This is a genomic window from Peribacillus sp. NPDC094092 (assembly GCF_050279365.1).
Classification (GTDB): Bacteria; Bacillota; Bacilli; order Bacillales; family DSM-1321; genus Peribacillus.
The window spans coordinates 602,995-618,474 of sequence record NZ_JBNNUC010000002.1; the positions used below are offsets into that span (position 1 = coordinate 602,995).

Annotated in this window: 12 protein-coding genes; 8 read left to right on the plus strand and 4 right to left on the minus strand. The window is 43.5% G+C overall.

What is annotated here, in order from left to right; translation table 11 throughout:
* The first annotated feature begins 350 nt into the window (after positions 1-350).
* Both ACQKNS_RS11935 and murC read left to right on the plus strand, forming a co-directional pair.
* Entirely contained in the window at positions 351-3,305 is a 2,955-nt protein-coding gene (locus ACQKNS_RS11935) for a DNA translocase FtsK (protein ID WP_427643108.1), read from the plus strand.
* Between the two features lie 285 nt (positions 3,306-3,590).
* Positions 3,591-4,895, plus strand: coding sequence for a UDP-N-acetylmuramate--L-alanine ligase (gene murC, locus ACQKNS_RS11940; protein WP_098369927.1), 1,305 nt, complete (start codon positions 3,591-3,593; stop codon positions 4,893-4,895).
* Between the two features lie 52 nt (positions 4,896-4,947).
* On the opposite strand, the gene ACQKNS_RS11945 is transcribed toward murC, so the two are convergent.
* Positions 4,948-6,060 carry an aminopeptidase gene (locus ACQKNS_RS11945; RefSeq protein WP_427643110.1) on the minus strand — a complete coding sequence of 371 codons (1,113 nt, stop codon included), beginning with the start codon at positions 6,058-6,060 and terminating at the stop codon, positions 4,948-4,950.
* A 227-nt stretch (positions 6,061-6,287) separates the two neighbouring features.
* On the opposite strand from ACQKNS_RS11945, the gene ACQKNS_RS11950 reads away from it, so the two are divergent.
* The 5 genes from ACQKNS_RS11950 (at position 6,288) to ccpA (ending at position 10,850) form a co-directional block, all read left to right on the plus strand.
* Positions 6,288-6,797: a DUF948 domain-containing protein gene (locus ACQKNS_RS11950; protein WP_076364648.1), complete on the plus strand. Its 510-nt coding sequence runs from the start codon at positions 6,288-6,290 to the stop codon at positions 6,795-6,797.
* A 48-nt stretch (positions 6,798-6,845) separates the two neighbouring features.
* The gene (locus tag ACQKNS_RS11955; RefSeq protein WP_427643112.1) at positions 6,846-7,418 is read left to right on the plus strand and encodes a YtxH domain-containing protein; all 573 of its coding nucleotides are present in this window, start codon (positions 6,846-6,848) and stop codon (positions 7,416-7,418) included.
* A 129-nt stretch (positions 7,419-7,547) separates the two neighbouring features.
* Positions 7,548-7,874: a bacillithiol system redox-active protein YtxJ gene (gene ytxJ / locus ACQKNS_RS11960; protein ID WP_427643113.1), complete on the plus strand. Its 327-nt coding sequence runs from the start codon at positions 7,548-7,550 to the stop codon at positions 7,872-7,874.
* A 513-nt stretch (positions 7,875-8,387) separates the two neighbouring features.
* Complete coding sequence (locus ACQKNS_RS11965; RefSeq protein ID WP_076364654.1) at positions 8,388-9,464, plus strand: bifunctional 3-deoxy-7-phosphoheptulonate synthase/chorismate mutase; 1,077 nt, start codon at positions 8,388-8,390, stop codon at positions 9,462-9,464.
* Positions 9,465-9,845: 381 nt separating this feature from the next.
* The gene (gene ccpA, locus ACQKNS_RS11970; protein ID WP_076364657.1) at positions 9,846-10,850 is read left to right on the plus strand and encodes a catabolite control protein A; all 1,005 of its coding nucleotides are present in this window, start codon (positions 9,846-9,848) and stop codon (positions 10,848-10,850) included.
* Positions 10,851-10,903: 53 nt separating this feature from the next.
* Here ccpA and ACQKNS_RS11975 read toward each other — a convergent pair whose 3' ends face one another.
* Genes ACQKNS_RS11975 through ACQKNS_RS11985 form a run of 3 tightly spaced genes read right to left on the minus strand, consistent with a single transcriptional unit; the run spans position 10,904 to position 13,387 of the window.
* Positions 10,904-12,085, minus strand: a complete 1,182-nt coding sequence (locus ACQKNS_RS11975) for an acetoin utilization protein AcuC (protein ID WP_427643114.1) — start codon at positions 12,083-12,085, stop codon at positions 10,904-10,906.
* Positions 12,078-12,728 (minus strand): acetoin utilization AcuB family protein, encoded by a 651-nt coding sequence (locus ACQKNS_RS11980; RefSeq protein ID WP_427643116.1) that lies wholly within the window; start codon positions 12,726-12,728, stop codon positions 12,078-12,080. The genes ACQKNS_RS11975 and ACQKNS_RS11980 overlap by 8 nt, the downstream gene beginning before the upstream one ends.
* Before the next feature lie 26 nt (positions 12,729-12,754).
* Positions 12,755-13,387, minus strand: coding sequence for a GNAT family N-acetyltransferase (locus ACQKNS_RS11985; protein WP_427643118.1), 633 nt, complete (start codon positions 13,385-13,387; stop codon positions 12,755-12,757).
* Between the two features lie 335 nt (positions 13,388-13,722).
* Between ACQKNS_RS11985 and acsA the strand changes: the two genes are divergently transcribed.
* On the plus strand, positions 13,723-15,441 hold the full coding sequence (gene acsA, locus ACQKNS_RS11990) for an acetate--CoA ligase (RefSeq protein ID WP_427643119.1): 1,719 nt from the start codon (positions 13,723-13,725) through the stop codon (positions 15,439-15,441).
* The last annotated feature ends 39 nt before the right edge of the window (positions 15,442-15,480 follow it).

Sequence of the window (15,480 nt, forward strand, 5' to 3'; positions counted from 1 at the left end):
GGGTTGCGGCAGGTGTTGGGTGCCGCCGGCGGTTTCATGAAGGATGTTTCAATGGATTGGCAGTCTGCTTCCAAGGCTGCATGAAAACTTAATCTCTTTGTAAACGCGATTTAACAGCGGTGTTTTATTTAAATAGTAGACTAGGGGCTAATGTTATTACGCAATGGATAGGTTTAAACTCATTCCAGAAGGGGTTTAATAGGGTAGGAGTTCTGCGAACAACGTTAAGTATAGTAAGAATGCGATAAAAAAATAGATACTGCTCCCAATTCAGCTTAAATTTTCTCGATATTTTTAAAATAACTGGTAGAATTAGTTACATAACTACAGATGTAGAAAGAGTGATAGTTTTGAAATGGCTAAATAAGATGAAAAAATGGTTCCAAGCAGAGGAAATTATTGAAATCGAAGAAATTATAATAGATGAACCGCTTGATGAAGAGACATTAAGGAATATGGATTTTTCGAAGCTTTCGAAATCAAAGAAAGAAGAAATAAAGGTTTACAATCAAAAAGTGGAAAAAATGTCCCAGACGCCAGACCCGGATACGAAAATCCTGTTTCAATATCCAAAAGGACAGTTCAAGTTTCCGCTCATTCCAGATCGGGAGCAGAATAAAAGAAAGCCTAGGGAAAGAAACAGGGAAGACAATGAACCCAAACAGGGGAAGAATGTGGCCAAAGAAACATCGAGAAGGCCTGTAAGGGATACTGAACCAAAACGGAGAAGCTTTGACCGGGAGGAAACTTCAAAAATAGTCCCGTCAAATACTCCATTCCGCCCAACGGAAATCCCTTCACCCATTTATGGGTTCCGCCGTCCGGGAAAAAAAATAGTCCCTTCTGAAGAAATTGTCGAATATGAATTAGAAAGTAAAAATACTCCATTCCGCCCAACGGAAACCCCTTCACCCATTTATGGGTTCCGTCGTCCGGAAAAAAATATAGTCCCTTCTGAAGAAATTGTCGAGTATGAATTAGAAAGCAAGATGCCCATCTATAAAAAAGAAGGACCAGATATCGAGATTCCGGTATCGGCCCCTGAAATCTCAAAAAAAGTGTCACATGAGGAAATGACGATAGAACCATCCGTTCTTATACCGGAACAAGCGGAAGAAAAAAGGGAAGAATCGGAAATACCCGCTTTCTTTCGCAGGAATTCCATTGAATCACTGCCAGAAGAAGCGGTAAGCGAGCCGGATATTAAGCCTGTGGCGGAAAAAGAGGACATTGAACAGGACCAGGTCGATTTTGGACGCGAAGTCGCTGTATCCATCATGGAACAGGCGGACTACACACCGCCTGAAGCTATATCGGTTCCTGAGGAGGTTGCTGAACGATCGAATCAACCATCCGTTAGTCAAGGGACACTGCCTGAAGGTGATCCATCTGAGGAAATACCTGAAGTGCAGCCTAAACGTCCGAAAAAACATATCCCATTTAATGTGATGATGCTTAAGCAAGATCGGGAAAAAAACGTCTTCATGAATAAAATGATGCCGGAAAAAAAAAGCCTTAATTCGGAAAGGGCAGTAGTTTCCCCTGATAGGCGACCAATGAATGTTACTGCTGAACCGGAGGCAGGACAAGCGAAACCATCCGCCGTTCCTGAACGGAAACAGGAGGAGGGCAGTGTCGTGCCGAAAGAGGGGACTCCGGTCATTACACCAACCTTTTTTGACACGAAGGCTGGTTCGGAAACCGCCGCCGTGTCTGAAAATACAGTTGAATCCAATATTGGGTCCAGCCCGTTCATTAAGCCGCTCATGGAACAGGAATCCCCCATCTCCGGAAATGGGTATCAAGAAGCAGTTCATACAGAGGAGGCAGCAGAAAGCGGCCAGGGCGATACCCCGGCAGTTTTTGGCTCCGTCGAAGCGGAGGATAATCCATATTATGTGTTTCCGAATATCGAATTGCTGACACCTCCGACTTATGCCGTGCATGACGATGAGTGGCTCGAGGAACAGACTTTATTACTTGATGAGACATTGAAAAATTTCAATGTCCGTGCCAAGGTCGTCAATGTCACGCAAGGACCGGCAGTAACCCGTTTCGAGGTGCATCCGGAGCCGGGAGTGAAGGTGAATAAAGTGACGAATCTGATGGATGACATCAAATTAAGCCTTGCCGCTCAGGATATGCGGATGGAAGCGCCCATTCCGGGTAAACATACAATTGGCATCGAGATTCCGAACAGGAAAAGCAAACCGGTATTTTTGCGTGAGGTTTTGGAAAGTACTGAGTTTCAAGAGCATGAATCACCGCTTGCTGTCGCTTTAGGACTTGATATATCCGGTCAGCCGATCATCACGGATTTGAGAAAGATGCCGCATGGATTGATAGCCGGGCAAACGGGATCTGGGAAAAGTGTCTGCATCAACACGATGCTGGTCAGCTTGCTGTATAAAGCGACGCCGCAGGAGCTGAAACTGCTGTTGATCGATCCGAAAATGGTCGAGCTCGCCCCATATAACCGGATCCCGCATTTGGTCAGTCCGGTCATAACCGATGTAAAAGCCGCTACGGCTGCGTTGAAATGGGCTGTAGAGGAGATGGAGCGGCGTTATGAATTGTTTGTACATGCCGGTGTGCGTGATATCACCCGCTTTAATGAGCAAGCGGAAAAAGCCGGTCAATATTCAAGCAAGCTGCCTTATATCCTGGTGATCATCGATGAGCTTGCTGATCTGATGATGATGTCCCCGGCTGATGTAGAGGAAGCGATTTGCCGGATTGCGCAAAAGGCCCGTGCCTGCGGCATCCATTTGATTGTAGCCACTCAAAGGCCATCAGTCGATGTCATAACTGGATTGATCAAGGCAAATATCCCGACAAGGATCGCTTTTTCGGTTTCTTCCCAGGTCGACTCCCGTACAATCATCGATAGCGGCGGTGCAGAAAAATTATTGGGAAGAGGAGATATGTTATTCGCTGAAAACGGCTCGTCGAAAACGGTGCGCCTGCAAGGGACTTTCGTGAGTGATGAAGAAATCGATCAAGTCGTCAACCATGTTAAACTGGAGCAGCAGCCGAAATACCTGTTTGAACAGGAAGACTTGCTGAACAGGGCCGAGGTCACGGAAGAAGCGGATGAACTGTTTTTCGAGGCCTGTGAATTTGTCGTGAGCCAACAGGCTGCCTCTGCATCGAGTGTCCAAAGGCGCTTCCGTGTCGGGTATAACCGTGCAGCGCGTCTAATAGAAATGATGGAGCAAAGGGGAGTCGTTTCCGAATCCAGGGGCTCAAAGCCCAGGGATGTATTGATTACGGAAGATGAACTGGAATTTTTACATGATAATTAAGAGAACGTAATAAAAGGAAATTGAATATAATGTGAAAGGGTGAAAACCCTTTTTTATCACCTTAATTAAGGGAAAAACCAATGATTTGATAAATTGGCATCTGCCTGACATGGATGAATGAATAAAAAAGTGATATAATAGTTTTTTGTTGATGAATGATTGAAAATAAGGGCTTGAAAAACCTATTAAGAAATTGCGTTACTAACAAGTCTCGTAATGGAAAAACAAATAAAAGATGACGTCATATACTGTCATACAGGTAGACGATTGGTGGAGGTTCGCTTTATGACTGCTTACCATTTTGTGGGAATTAAAGGGTCGGGTATGAGTGCTCTTGCACAAATACTGCATGATATGAATATTGAAGTGCAGGGTTCCGATTACGAAAAAGAATTTTTTACACAATTGGCATTAGAAAAAGCCGGGATTAAAATCCTTCCTTTCAACGAGGAAAATATTCAACCTGGAATGACCATCATTGCAGGAAATGCGTTTCCGGATAGTCATCCGGAAATCGTGAAGGCAAAAGAACTTGATTTGCCGATTATCCGTTATCACCGCTTCCTAGGTGATTTCATGAAAAACTTCATCAGCGTGGCCGTAACGGGAGCGCATGGTAAAACATCGACGACCGGCTTGCTTGCCCATGTAATGGGGGGCGCTAAACCGACATCCTTCTTGATTGGGGATGGAACGGGTAAAGGAATCGTGAATTCTGATTACTTCGTATTCGAAGCATGTGAATATCGCCGTCATTTCCTTTCCTATTATCCGGATTATGCAATCATGACGAATATCGATTTTGATCATCCTGATTATTACGCCAATGTCGAAGACGTGTTCGAGGCTTTCCAAACGATGGCCCTTCAAGTCAACAAAGGCATCATTGCGTGCGGGGATGATGAGCATTTACCACATATTCAGGCGAAAGTACCGGTTATTTTTTACGGATTTGCAGAAGGAAATGATTTTCAAGCGAAAAATGTTTCCGTCACTCCGGATGGCACGACTTTTGATGTGCATGTAAGGAACAATTACTATGATACATTCACTATTCCTACTTTTGGAAAGCATAATGTGTTGAATGCACTTGGTGTCATTGCACTTTGTAAATATGAAAACTTGGATACGGAAGCTGTGAAAGCCCAATTGCGGACTTTTGGCGGAGTTAAACGCCGGTTCTCCGAAAAGGAAATCGGAAGTCAGATCATCATTGATGATTATGCACACCATCCGACCGAGATCTCTGCGACTGTTGACTCGGCGCGTCAGAAATATCCAGAGCGTGAAGTTGTTGCGGTATTCCAGCCACATACTTTCTCTAGAACGCAGGCATTCCTGGATGAATTCGCCGACAGCTTGAATTTGGCCGACAAAGTATACTTATGTGAAATTTTTGGATCTGCTCGTGAACATCAAGGAAAGTTATCGATTGAAGACCTTCAAGATAAGATTCCCGGTGCCGAGCTGATTACGGAGAACACAACATCAATATTGCAGCACCATGAAAACAGCGTCGTGTTATTCATGGGTGCAGGGGACATTCAAAAGTTCCAGGCAGCCTATGAGCATTCACTTCAGGTAAAATAAAAAAACGACCATCCGTTAGTAGCGGATCGGTCGTTTTTTTATGGTTTTTATGTTATTTTAAATTTTCTGGATTTAAATTTTCCAGTTCCGGTAAAACGAAGCGTCCGTCCTTACGTATCAAGACGTCATCAAAATGGATTTCCCCGCCGCCATATTCAGGCCGCTGGATATTGACCAGGTCCCAGTGAATGTCAGAATGGTTTCCGTTAAAGGCATCATCATAGCATTGTCCGGGAGTGAAGTGAAAACTTCCATCAATTTTTTCATCAAAGAGGATATCTTGCATCGGGTGTAGAATATAAGGATTTACACCAATTGCAAATTCACCGACATATCGTGCGCCTTCATCAGTATCAAAAATTTTGTTGATGCGTTCCGTATCATTCGCAACCGCTTCAACGATTTTTCCATCCTTGAATGTCAACTTCACGTTTTCAAAAGTAAAACCCTGATAAGGTGACGGAGTATTATACGAAATCACTCCATTGATGGAATCTTTAACAGGAGCCGTATATACTTCACCGTCAGGAATGTTCAGCTCACCCGCACATTTGATGGCCTTAATGTCTTTGATGGAGAAGGTGAGGTCCGTGCCGGGCCCGGTTAAGCGGACCTTATCCGTTTTATCCATCAATTCAACAAGATTGTCCATGGCTGCGCTCATTTTGCCATAGTCGAGGTTGCAGACTTCGAAATAAAAGTCTTCGAATGCTTCTGTGCTCATCTTGGCTAATTGGGCCATTGAATTTGTCGGGTAGCGAAGTACGACCCATTTTGTTTTTGGCACGCGGATATTTCTATGTACTTTACCGACTGTCTGTCCATGAATCGCCATCTTCTCTGAAGGGACATCGGATTGTTCATTGATATTATCCCCGGCACGAAGCCCGATATAAGCATCCATCTGTTTCATCACGTTTGCTTCAAACTCACCCATCAACTTGTACTGTTCTTCTTTGGCACCCATCAGCAAGGCCCGATCCACTTGGTGATCCTTTAAAAGGACGAATGGGTAACCACCTGCTTCATAGGCTTCATTCACAAGTGCGTTAACAAGTTCACGCTGCAATCCGAAGTTTTCGATCAAGATTCTTTCACCTTTTTGAAGCTTCACGGAATAATTGATTAAGTTTTTGGCCAATGTACCAATTCTGGGATCTTTCATAAAAATACCTCCATTGATTAAATTCGACTTATCATTTCTATCATACCCGATTTCCTGGCATAAGTGTCACCCATGAATTTCACGGAGGAACTGGATGCAGACAACAATATTTCCAGTTTAGGGTTTGATAGGGTATATTGAAAAAATAAATACGTTTATAATAATAGGGAAGGGGTAATTAATATCTAACAGCTATTAAATAAGTCGATTTTTTCGGAGGTGTTCCAATGGAGATTATTTTGTACGTAAGTGCTGCTGTTGCAGCGATAGCTTTTTTGGTACTTGTTATTTTCCTAACAAAGGTACTGACATCACTTCAAACTACCCTGGACAGTGTGGCCCGGACGCTGACAGGACTAGAGAGCCAAATGCAGGGCATAACGCTCGAAACTACTCAGTTATTACATAAAACGAATACGTTGGCTGAAGATTTGCAGCAAAAGTCGGAAAACCTGAACACGGTGGTCGATGCCGTGAAGGATGTAGGCACATCCATTTCTAGCTTTAATTCTTCCATCCAAAAGGTTTCCCATAAAGTGCAGGCTGAGATTGATAATAATCAAGAACGAATCTCACAAATTGTACAATGGAGCAATGTAGCCATGGAGATCAGGGACAAGTGGAAGGCCAGAAGCAAACAGGCTGCCCCGACCCCGACTGAAAGGGCGGAGTTAGAAAGGGAAGCCCTTGAAACAGATAACCTGCCTAAAAAAAGGTTTTTACGCTCTAGATCTTAAAATCTAGTTAAATAAAAAATGAACTGAAAATTGAAAGGGGAATGTATTATGACTCAAAAAGAATTTCCGACAAAGGATTATCAGAAATCATATGAGGACGAACGCGACTCGATCAATTCTAAGGACTTTATGATTGGCGCCTTGATCGGCGGCATGATCGGAGCGGCCACAGCTTTGTTCATGGCCCCGAAAACAGGCAAGGAATTAAGGAATGACTTCAATGAACAAGCTAGAAACATTTCAGAGAAAACAGAAAGATTAAGACAAACGGCGATGGAAAAAGGGACAGTGCTTGCTGATACTGCAAAAGAAAAAACAAGCTCCGTCACGGAAATCGTTTCCAATAAATCTTCAAATATCGTAAATAAAGTGAAAAGCCTAAAAGCGGGAAAAGAAAACGGGGATGCGGCTGATGATACGACGAATTCCAGTAATAAGGATATAGATGTAACCGGAACTTCCGATGCTCCTATCGTATCCGTCGAAACGAACTTCGCTAACGGAAATGACTCGGAAAAAAATCCTGCAGATCCTACAAGCGGAAACAAGAATGCTGCTAAATTAAAACTTGATGAAGCAAAAAAGGCATTTGATGAAACAGAGAATAAACTATTGAAATAAACTCCTTGAATTCCTTTAATGGGGATGAAGGGGCATAAAGGGACGAAGAATAAGGCGGTGAAGTGCTTCAATGGCTTCATCGCCTTTTTGATGGTAAAATTTATATGGACAAGGAAAGGAGACTGCTTTATGGTCATGAACAAAATCGAAACAGAAGAACAATTCAATGAGCTTTTAAAAGAGGATACATTCCTGCTTTTCAAGCATAGTGTAACATGCCCGGTCAGTGCTGAAGCATTTGACCAATATGAGAGGTACGTCTTGGAGAACGAACAACTTAAAACGGCCTATTTAGCCGTTCAGGAAGCTCGTCCACTATCTAATTATGTGGCAGAAACATTTGATGTCAAACATCAGTCACCCCAGGCCATCCTTTTTAAAAGTGGAAAACCTGCCTGGAATGAATCTCATTGGCGGATTACATATGATTCATTGAGCAAGGCCATTACTGAATGAATGAATGAATGAATGAATGAATGAAGGCCGGATCCCTTTAGTAAGGGGTCCGGCCTTTTATTATTCCATTTGGTGGCCATGGGAATTTTAAACGGTCTCCAGGGGAAACCTTTACTTTAAAGGTCCTTCCTGTTCAAGAGGCGACGATTTGATCATGGTCCCAATGTTCTTTGAGATAAAATATCGATTAAATGATAGCTTTCTTGTTCCGTTTCCAATATAATTCCTACAACGGATTGTTCCAATATTCAGTCTAAATCGTTTTTCCTGCATGTGTAACACCTGAATTTATGCATTCATAACTTTAATGCTTAAAAGCGTTTAATTATTAAAGAAAAATATAGTGACATTTATGGGCACTTCATTTATAATTGATTTAATCATACATGAAATATTCTAAATTTTTCATTGATAATACAATCGGGGTGGATGTTCGAGAATCAAGATGTGATTTTTTTAGTTTGAGTCCGCTGAACCGATTTCTATTTTAAAAAACGAAGGGATGGATATGTAATGAGCAACAAAGAGCTTGATGGACTTCGTAATCAACTGGATGATGTGAACCTTCAGTTATTACATCTTATTAATCAACGTGCTGAACTTGTACAGGAAATTGGTCGCGTTAAAGAAAAACAAGGTGTAAACCGTTACGATCCGGTCCGTGAAAGAACAATGCTGGATCTTATCGAAGCCAATAATCAGGGACCGCTTGATCTTGGTTCGATTAAACATATTTTCAAGGAAATCTTTAAATTGGGCTTGGAGCTGCAAAAAGATGATCAGAAGAAAACGCTTCTTGTATCAAGAAAACAAAAGGCTGAAGACACGATCATCGACATTAAAGGTGAATTGGTGGGTAACGGAATCCCTAGCTTCGTTTTCGGACCATGTGCCGTTGAATCTTATGAACAAACAGCTGCGGTAGCGGAAGTCATTAAAGCTAAAGGGCTGAAATTGATGCGCGGCGGTGCATTCAAGCCACGTACATCTCCATATGACTTCCAAGGGCTTGGTTTGGAAGGTTTACAAATACTTAAACGTGTTGCGGATGAATACGGCTTGGCTGTCATCAGTGAAATCGTCAGTGCCAATGATATTGAAGCGGCGATCGATCATATCGATGTCATCCAAATCGGTGCGCGCAACATGCAAAACTTCGACTTGCTAAAAGCTGCAGGTGCTGTGAATAAACCAGTTCTATTAAAACGTGGACTGGCTGCAACGATTGAAGAGTTCATTCATGCGGCGGAATACATCATGTCTCAGGGCAATGGCAACATCATCCTTTGTGAACGCGGTATCCGTACTTATGAAAAAGCAACAAGGAATACACTTGATATCTCTGCTGTACCGATTTTAAAACAAGAAACCCATTTACCGGTCTTGGTTGATGTGACGCATTCAACTGGACGTCGCGATCTCCTGCTTCCTACGGCTAAAGCGGCTCTTGCAATCGGTGCTGACGGTGTCATGGCTGAAGTGCATCCAGATCCTTCCGTTGCTTTATCGGATTCTGCACAGCAAATGGACTTCAAACAATTTGATGAATTCTATGATGAAATTAAACGTTTGAACTGGGTAACTGTATAAGCCAAGAAAGTCTCAAAATGATCTACTTACGGCCCTTACCAACTTGGCAAGGGCTTTTTTTAATGGTAAAATACTAGTTTTTGCAGAAAAAGCTTCGAAATAAGCACTATTGGATTGCAGGAAAGATTCTACTATCGTATGATAAATAACAAGAATGAGAACTGTTCGGAAGATTGAGTCATACATAAAGTGATATCTATGTGAATTTTATACTTGAATAGGGTATTGAATATTTGACTGAGAAGAGAGTAGGACTGCATTTTTGATAGGCAGATCGTTCCTAGAATAATCTTCCTTATAGAGAAATACGCATAAAAGATTTTTTTCCGAAATAATTCGGGTCTTTTATGGGGAAAATGAAAGAAATGGAGGAATGGATGAATGAATAATATAACCATTTATGATGTGGCGCGTGAGGCGAATGTTTCCATGGCCACCGTTTCCCGCGTAGTTAACGGGAATCCAAATGTAAAGCCTGCAACAAGGAAGAAAGTTTCCGATGTGATTGAGAAGTTAGGGTACCGTCCCAATGCAGTGGCAAGGGGGCTTGCCTCAAAGAAAACGACTACAGTCGGGGTCATCATCCCGGATATCTCGAGCATCTTTTTTGCAGAATTGGCACGGGGCATAGAAGATATAGCCACAATGTATAAATACAATATCATTCTAAGCAGTTCTGATGAGAATATAGATAAGGAATTCCATTTACTGAATACGATGCTCGGAAAACAAGTCGATGGTATCGTGTTCATGGGCGGCAACATCTCTGATGAGCATGTCAAGGAGTTTAAGAATTCACCGGTTCCAATCGTCCTGGCAGGTTCGGTGGATGAAAGCGGACAGGTTCCATCGGTTAATATTGATTATGAGGCAGCGGCATTCGACGCAGTGACATTCTTTGCTGAAAAAGGCCACAAGCATATCGCTTTTGTTAGCGGAAACCCTTCCGCGCTGATTAATGAAATGAAATTGACTGGTTATAAACGGGGATTGAAAGAAGCTGGTCTTTCATTTGATGAAAGGTATATTGTTGAAGGTGATTATACATATGATTCAGGAATTGAATCTTTTGAAAAGTACCTGGAAGTGGAAGACAGACCGACGGCATTCATCGCCGGTGCTGATGAAATGGCTCTTGGAATTGTCCATGCCGCACAGGACAAAGGATATAATGTACCGGAAGACTTTGAAGTGATCAGTTTCGATAACACGAGATTGACATTGATGGTGCGGCCGCAAATCACGACGATCGTCCAACCTTTATATGACATTGGTGCGGTTGCAATGAGGCTTCTTACAAAGTTGATGAATAAAGAACAAGTGGAGGAAGGTCTTGAAAAAGTGATCCTGCCGCATCGGATTGAAAACCGTCAATCAACGAAATAAACTTGTTTGGAGAGTGTCCCGGAGGGCACTCTCTTTTTGTTTCCATCTTTTGGTTATCTTAGTTCATTGCTTTTCGACGTTTGCTTGGAAGACCTGATGGGATATAGGACCTTTTCAAGAGTCAGGGCATTCTTCTCGGTAATTTCAGGCTTCCTCGGAATGGGTTCGTATATATCCTCCATGTCATCCCATTCATCCGGCAGGGTGACTGGGGACTCAGGCTGCCAGCAATCGAGCCATTCCCTTGATAGGGGACCAGATATATCATTGTTCGTCATTTCAAGCCAGATCCTCGCCCAAGCCCTCGGGACGACGCGCCATATATCATATCCGCCGCCGCCTACTGCAATCCACCGTCCTTCGCAAAATTTATGGGCCATTTCGTGGGCCAACTTCGGTATTTCCCTATATATCTTCATGGTGGCTGATAAATGCGTGAGCGGATCGTAATAATGGGAATCTGCCCCGTTTTGCGTCAATATGACATCCGGTTTGAAGAATTCAATGACCTCCTTAAAGGAAGCCCTATAGCATTCGAGCCAGGATTCATCTTCAGTGAACGCATCGACCGGGATGTTGAATGAATACCCGTAGCCTTTTCCCTGGCCCCGCTCGTTAATAGTGCCGGTGCCGGGAAATAAGTAGCGCCCCGTTTCATGAATGGATAGGGTGCATACATCGGGATCATCATAAAATGACCATTGGACCCCGTCACCATGATGTGCATCTGTATCGACATACAAGACACGTGCCCCATATTTCTTTTGCAGGTATTTAATCGCGACCGAACTATCATTATAAATGCAAAAGCCCGAGGCTTTCCCGCGGAAACCGTGATGCAGACCCCCGCCAAGATTAAGAGCGTGCAGGGACCGGCCGGTCATGACGGCATCGACAGCCGTCAAGGTACCGCCTACAAGCATGGCGCTCGCTTCGTGCATCTTGGGGAAGATAGGGGTATCCTCTGTTCCCAGCCCATAATTTACTGCCTTTTCAGGGGGGAGCTTTCCCTGGCCTGCCAATTTGACAGCGTTTACATAATGGTGATCATGGATCAGTTCCAATTCTTCATCGGTAGCCATTCTGGGCTTGATGATTTGATCATCATTGATGGCATGGTGTTTTTTTAATAAATCCAGCGTGAGTTTAAGCCGTTTTTGATTGAATGGATGTTCATCGTTGAATTTGTAGGTAAGGAGTTCATCCGAATAGACGAAAAGGGACGTATCATTCATGTGAAATCCCCGGTAGACTAGGCCATAAAACGGTATAGCCTTCTTTCTTCAAATCCTCCACCACCATAAATGGATTCATCGTCTGTACACGAATTACAAGAATTTTATAATCGGTTCCATTTTTTTCAGGATAAACAAGGGTGCTCAGGATATTCGAATTGCGCCTTTTGAAAATATGGGCAATGTCGTGAAGGGAACCTGCCTTATCCGGGATCCTGATTTCGATTTGGGAACCGGGCTGATTGACTCCAGTCAACTCAACGTATGAATGGAGTAAATCGGAACCGGTTATGATGCCCACTAACTTCCTTCCCTTTACGATTGGAAGGCAGCTGATATTGTTATCACAAAAGACAGCCCCGATTTCTTCCACGAAATCAAGTGGGTGCCCCGTGATTATTTCCGTTTTCATGATGCTTGATAATGGTTTTTGTAAATCATTTTTGTATTCTGCGGTACGGAATATAGAAGGGGCAGCATCCCGAATATCACGGTCGCTGACTAATCCCACAAGTTGGTGGCTTTCATCGACAATGGGGATATGGCGAATTCGCTTCTCCTTGATGATCATGACAGCGCTATGGATTGTATCCGTTGGAGTGAGGGTGATAATATCCTCATTCATTATTGTTTCTACAATCATTTTCCTTCCTCCTCTTACTCGCCTCGTTAATACATAAACCGATTCATAAAACGCAATTGGTCGAACTTCTGGATGGATTCCGGCGGGACCCTTTTGCCAATGCGGGCCATCAGGCAGTTGGCCGGATGGGAACTGATTTCAGGATCATCTGTAGCAAAGTAGACCAAGCCGCCCGCACTCATCATTTTTTCCATGATCTTGCGATAATCCCAAATATTCAGACCTGTCCCTTTCAAATCCCAATGCCAATAGTATTCAGTGGTGATGATGATGAAGTCCTCAACCGAATCGTCTTCCATGGAAAGCCGGATCAGGTTCTTCCCCACGGAGGCACCCCGGTATTTAGGGATGACCTCGATTGCACCAAGCTCAATCAGGTCTTCCATCTTAATTTCGGACCAGCGCTCCAAGGGATCGGGATATAAGTAAGTTACATAACCCACGATCGTTTCATTTTCACGGGCGATAAAGATCCTGCCCTCAGGCAAGTCTGCAATCTCTATTAACGCTTTATGCTGCAAAGCAGGCGGCCGAAAGGCGACCAAGTCATCGTGAAACTCATAAGCGGACATTTTTTCGCCGTTCAACGGACCTTCAAGGATCAGCGTCCCGCTTAATGTCTGCAGTTCCTTAGTATAAAAGGTCTTACTATATTCCATTCTTTCACCACCCTTGTTATATAGTAATCTTATACTCTCGCGATCCGGAGCATTGTATATAAAAACGGACCGAATGGAAAGCTTAAATAAATTATACATAAAAACAAGTGGCATAATTGAGAAAGTTCACCACTTATATGAATCTTTTGTTACAGTGGGTCTTCTTTCCCGGCGATCAACATGAATCGACCTAACTATAACATACTTGTAATTTTCCAAATTCATCAAGCTGGAGTTTCCCTAATATGGAAATGTGTAATATTTTAAAAATTGAGAAAATTGTCTTCTTATACTATAATGAAAATATAGAGCCGAATGAAGGGGGAGTTTGTCGTATGAATGTGAAAGCGTTGCCAGTAGTGGAAGGTAATTTTAATTTAAAGAATTATGATGAAAAATACAAGAAGTTTGACTGGTCTGAGACGGAAAAGGAATTCTCCTGGTCTGAAACCGGTAAAGTGAATCTTGCATATGAAGCCATTGACCGCCATGTCGAAACATACAAAAAGAATAAAGTAGCCCTTTATTACAAAGACGATCAAAGAAATGAAAAGTATACATTCAAGGAAATGAAGGATTATACGAATCAAGCGGCCAATGTGTTCAAGAACATTGCCAATGTGGAAAAAGGCGATCGTGTTTTTATCTTCATGCCTCGCTCCCCGGAGCTTTATTTTGCATTATTGGGTGCGATTAAAACGGGGGCGGTCGTAGGGCCGTTGTTCGAAGCCTTCATGGAAGGCGCAATAAGGGATCGTCTAGAAGATAGTGAGGCAAGTGTGATTGTGACGACACCTGAACTTTTGCCGCGCGTCCCAGTGGATGAACTGCCCCATTTAAAGCATATTTTCTTGGTGGGGGAAAATATAAAAGAAGAAGGAAAGTACCATCACTTCAATAAAAAATTAAAAGAAGCCGACAAAAATTTCGAAATTGAATGGGTGGATCGGAATGACGGCCTGATTCTTCACTATACCTCCGGTTCCACGGGCAAACCGAAAGGAGTGCTCCACGTTCATAATGCGATGATCCAGCATTATCAAACGGCAAGATGGGTCCTTGATTTGCAGGATGAGGACGTGTATTGGTGCACAGCGGACCCTGGATGGGTGACAGGGACGTCTTACGGCATCTTTGGACCTTGGCTGACAGGGACCTCGAATGTCATTGTAGGCGGGCGGTTCAAGCCTGAATCCTGGTACAAGACCTTGGAAGATTTTGGTGTCACGGTATGGTATAGTGCCCCGACGGCCTTCAGGATGCTGATGGGCGCAGGTGACGAAATCGTTAAGCGGTTCGATTTAAGCGCTCTCCGCCATATTTTAAGTGTCGGTGAACCGTTGAACCCGGAAGTGGTGCGCTGGGGAATGAAGGTATTCGATCACCGTATCCATGATACATGGTGGATGACGGAGACAGGTGCTCAGGTCATCTGCAATTATCCTTGCCTGGAAATCAAACCGGGTTCGATGGGTAAACCGATTCCTGGTGTGAAGGCGGCGATAGTGGATGATCAAGGCAACGAGCTTCCGCCGCATAGGATGGGGAACCTTGCCATCAAGAAAGGCTGGCCTTCGATGATGAAGACCGTCTGGAAGAATGAAGCGAAATATGAATCTTACTTCATGCCAGGTGATTGGTATGTGTCCGGGGATTCCGCCTATATGGATGAGGATGGTTATTTCTGGTTCCAAGGCCGCGTTGATGATGTCATCATGACGGCAGGGGAGAGAGTCGGACCTTTCGAAGTGGAAAGCAAGTTGGTCGAGCATCCAGCCGTAGCTGAAGCGGGGGTCATCGGTAAACCGGATCCGGTTCGGGGGGAAATTATCAAAGCGTTTATCGCCCTTCGTGACGGATATGATGCAAACGATGTGTTGATTGAGGAAATTCGTACATTTGTAAAGCATGGTCTAGCAGCACATGCGGCTCCTCGTGAAATTGAATTCAGGGATAAACTCCCTAAAACAAGAAGCGGTAAAATCATGCGCCGTGTCCTGAAAGCTTGGGAACTTGATTTGCCAACTGGTGACTTATCATCGATGGAGGATTGAGAAACTGAGTCATGCTGAATATTGAAAGGAAAAAGGCAT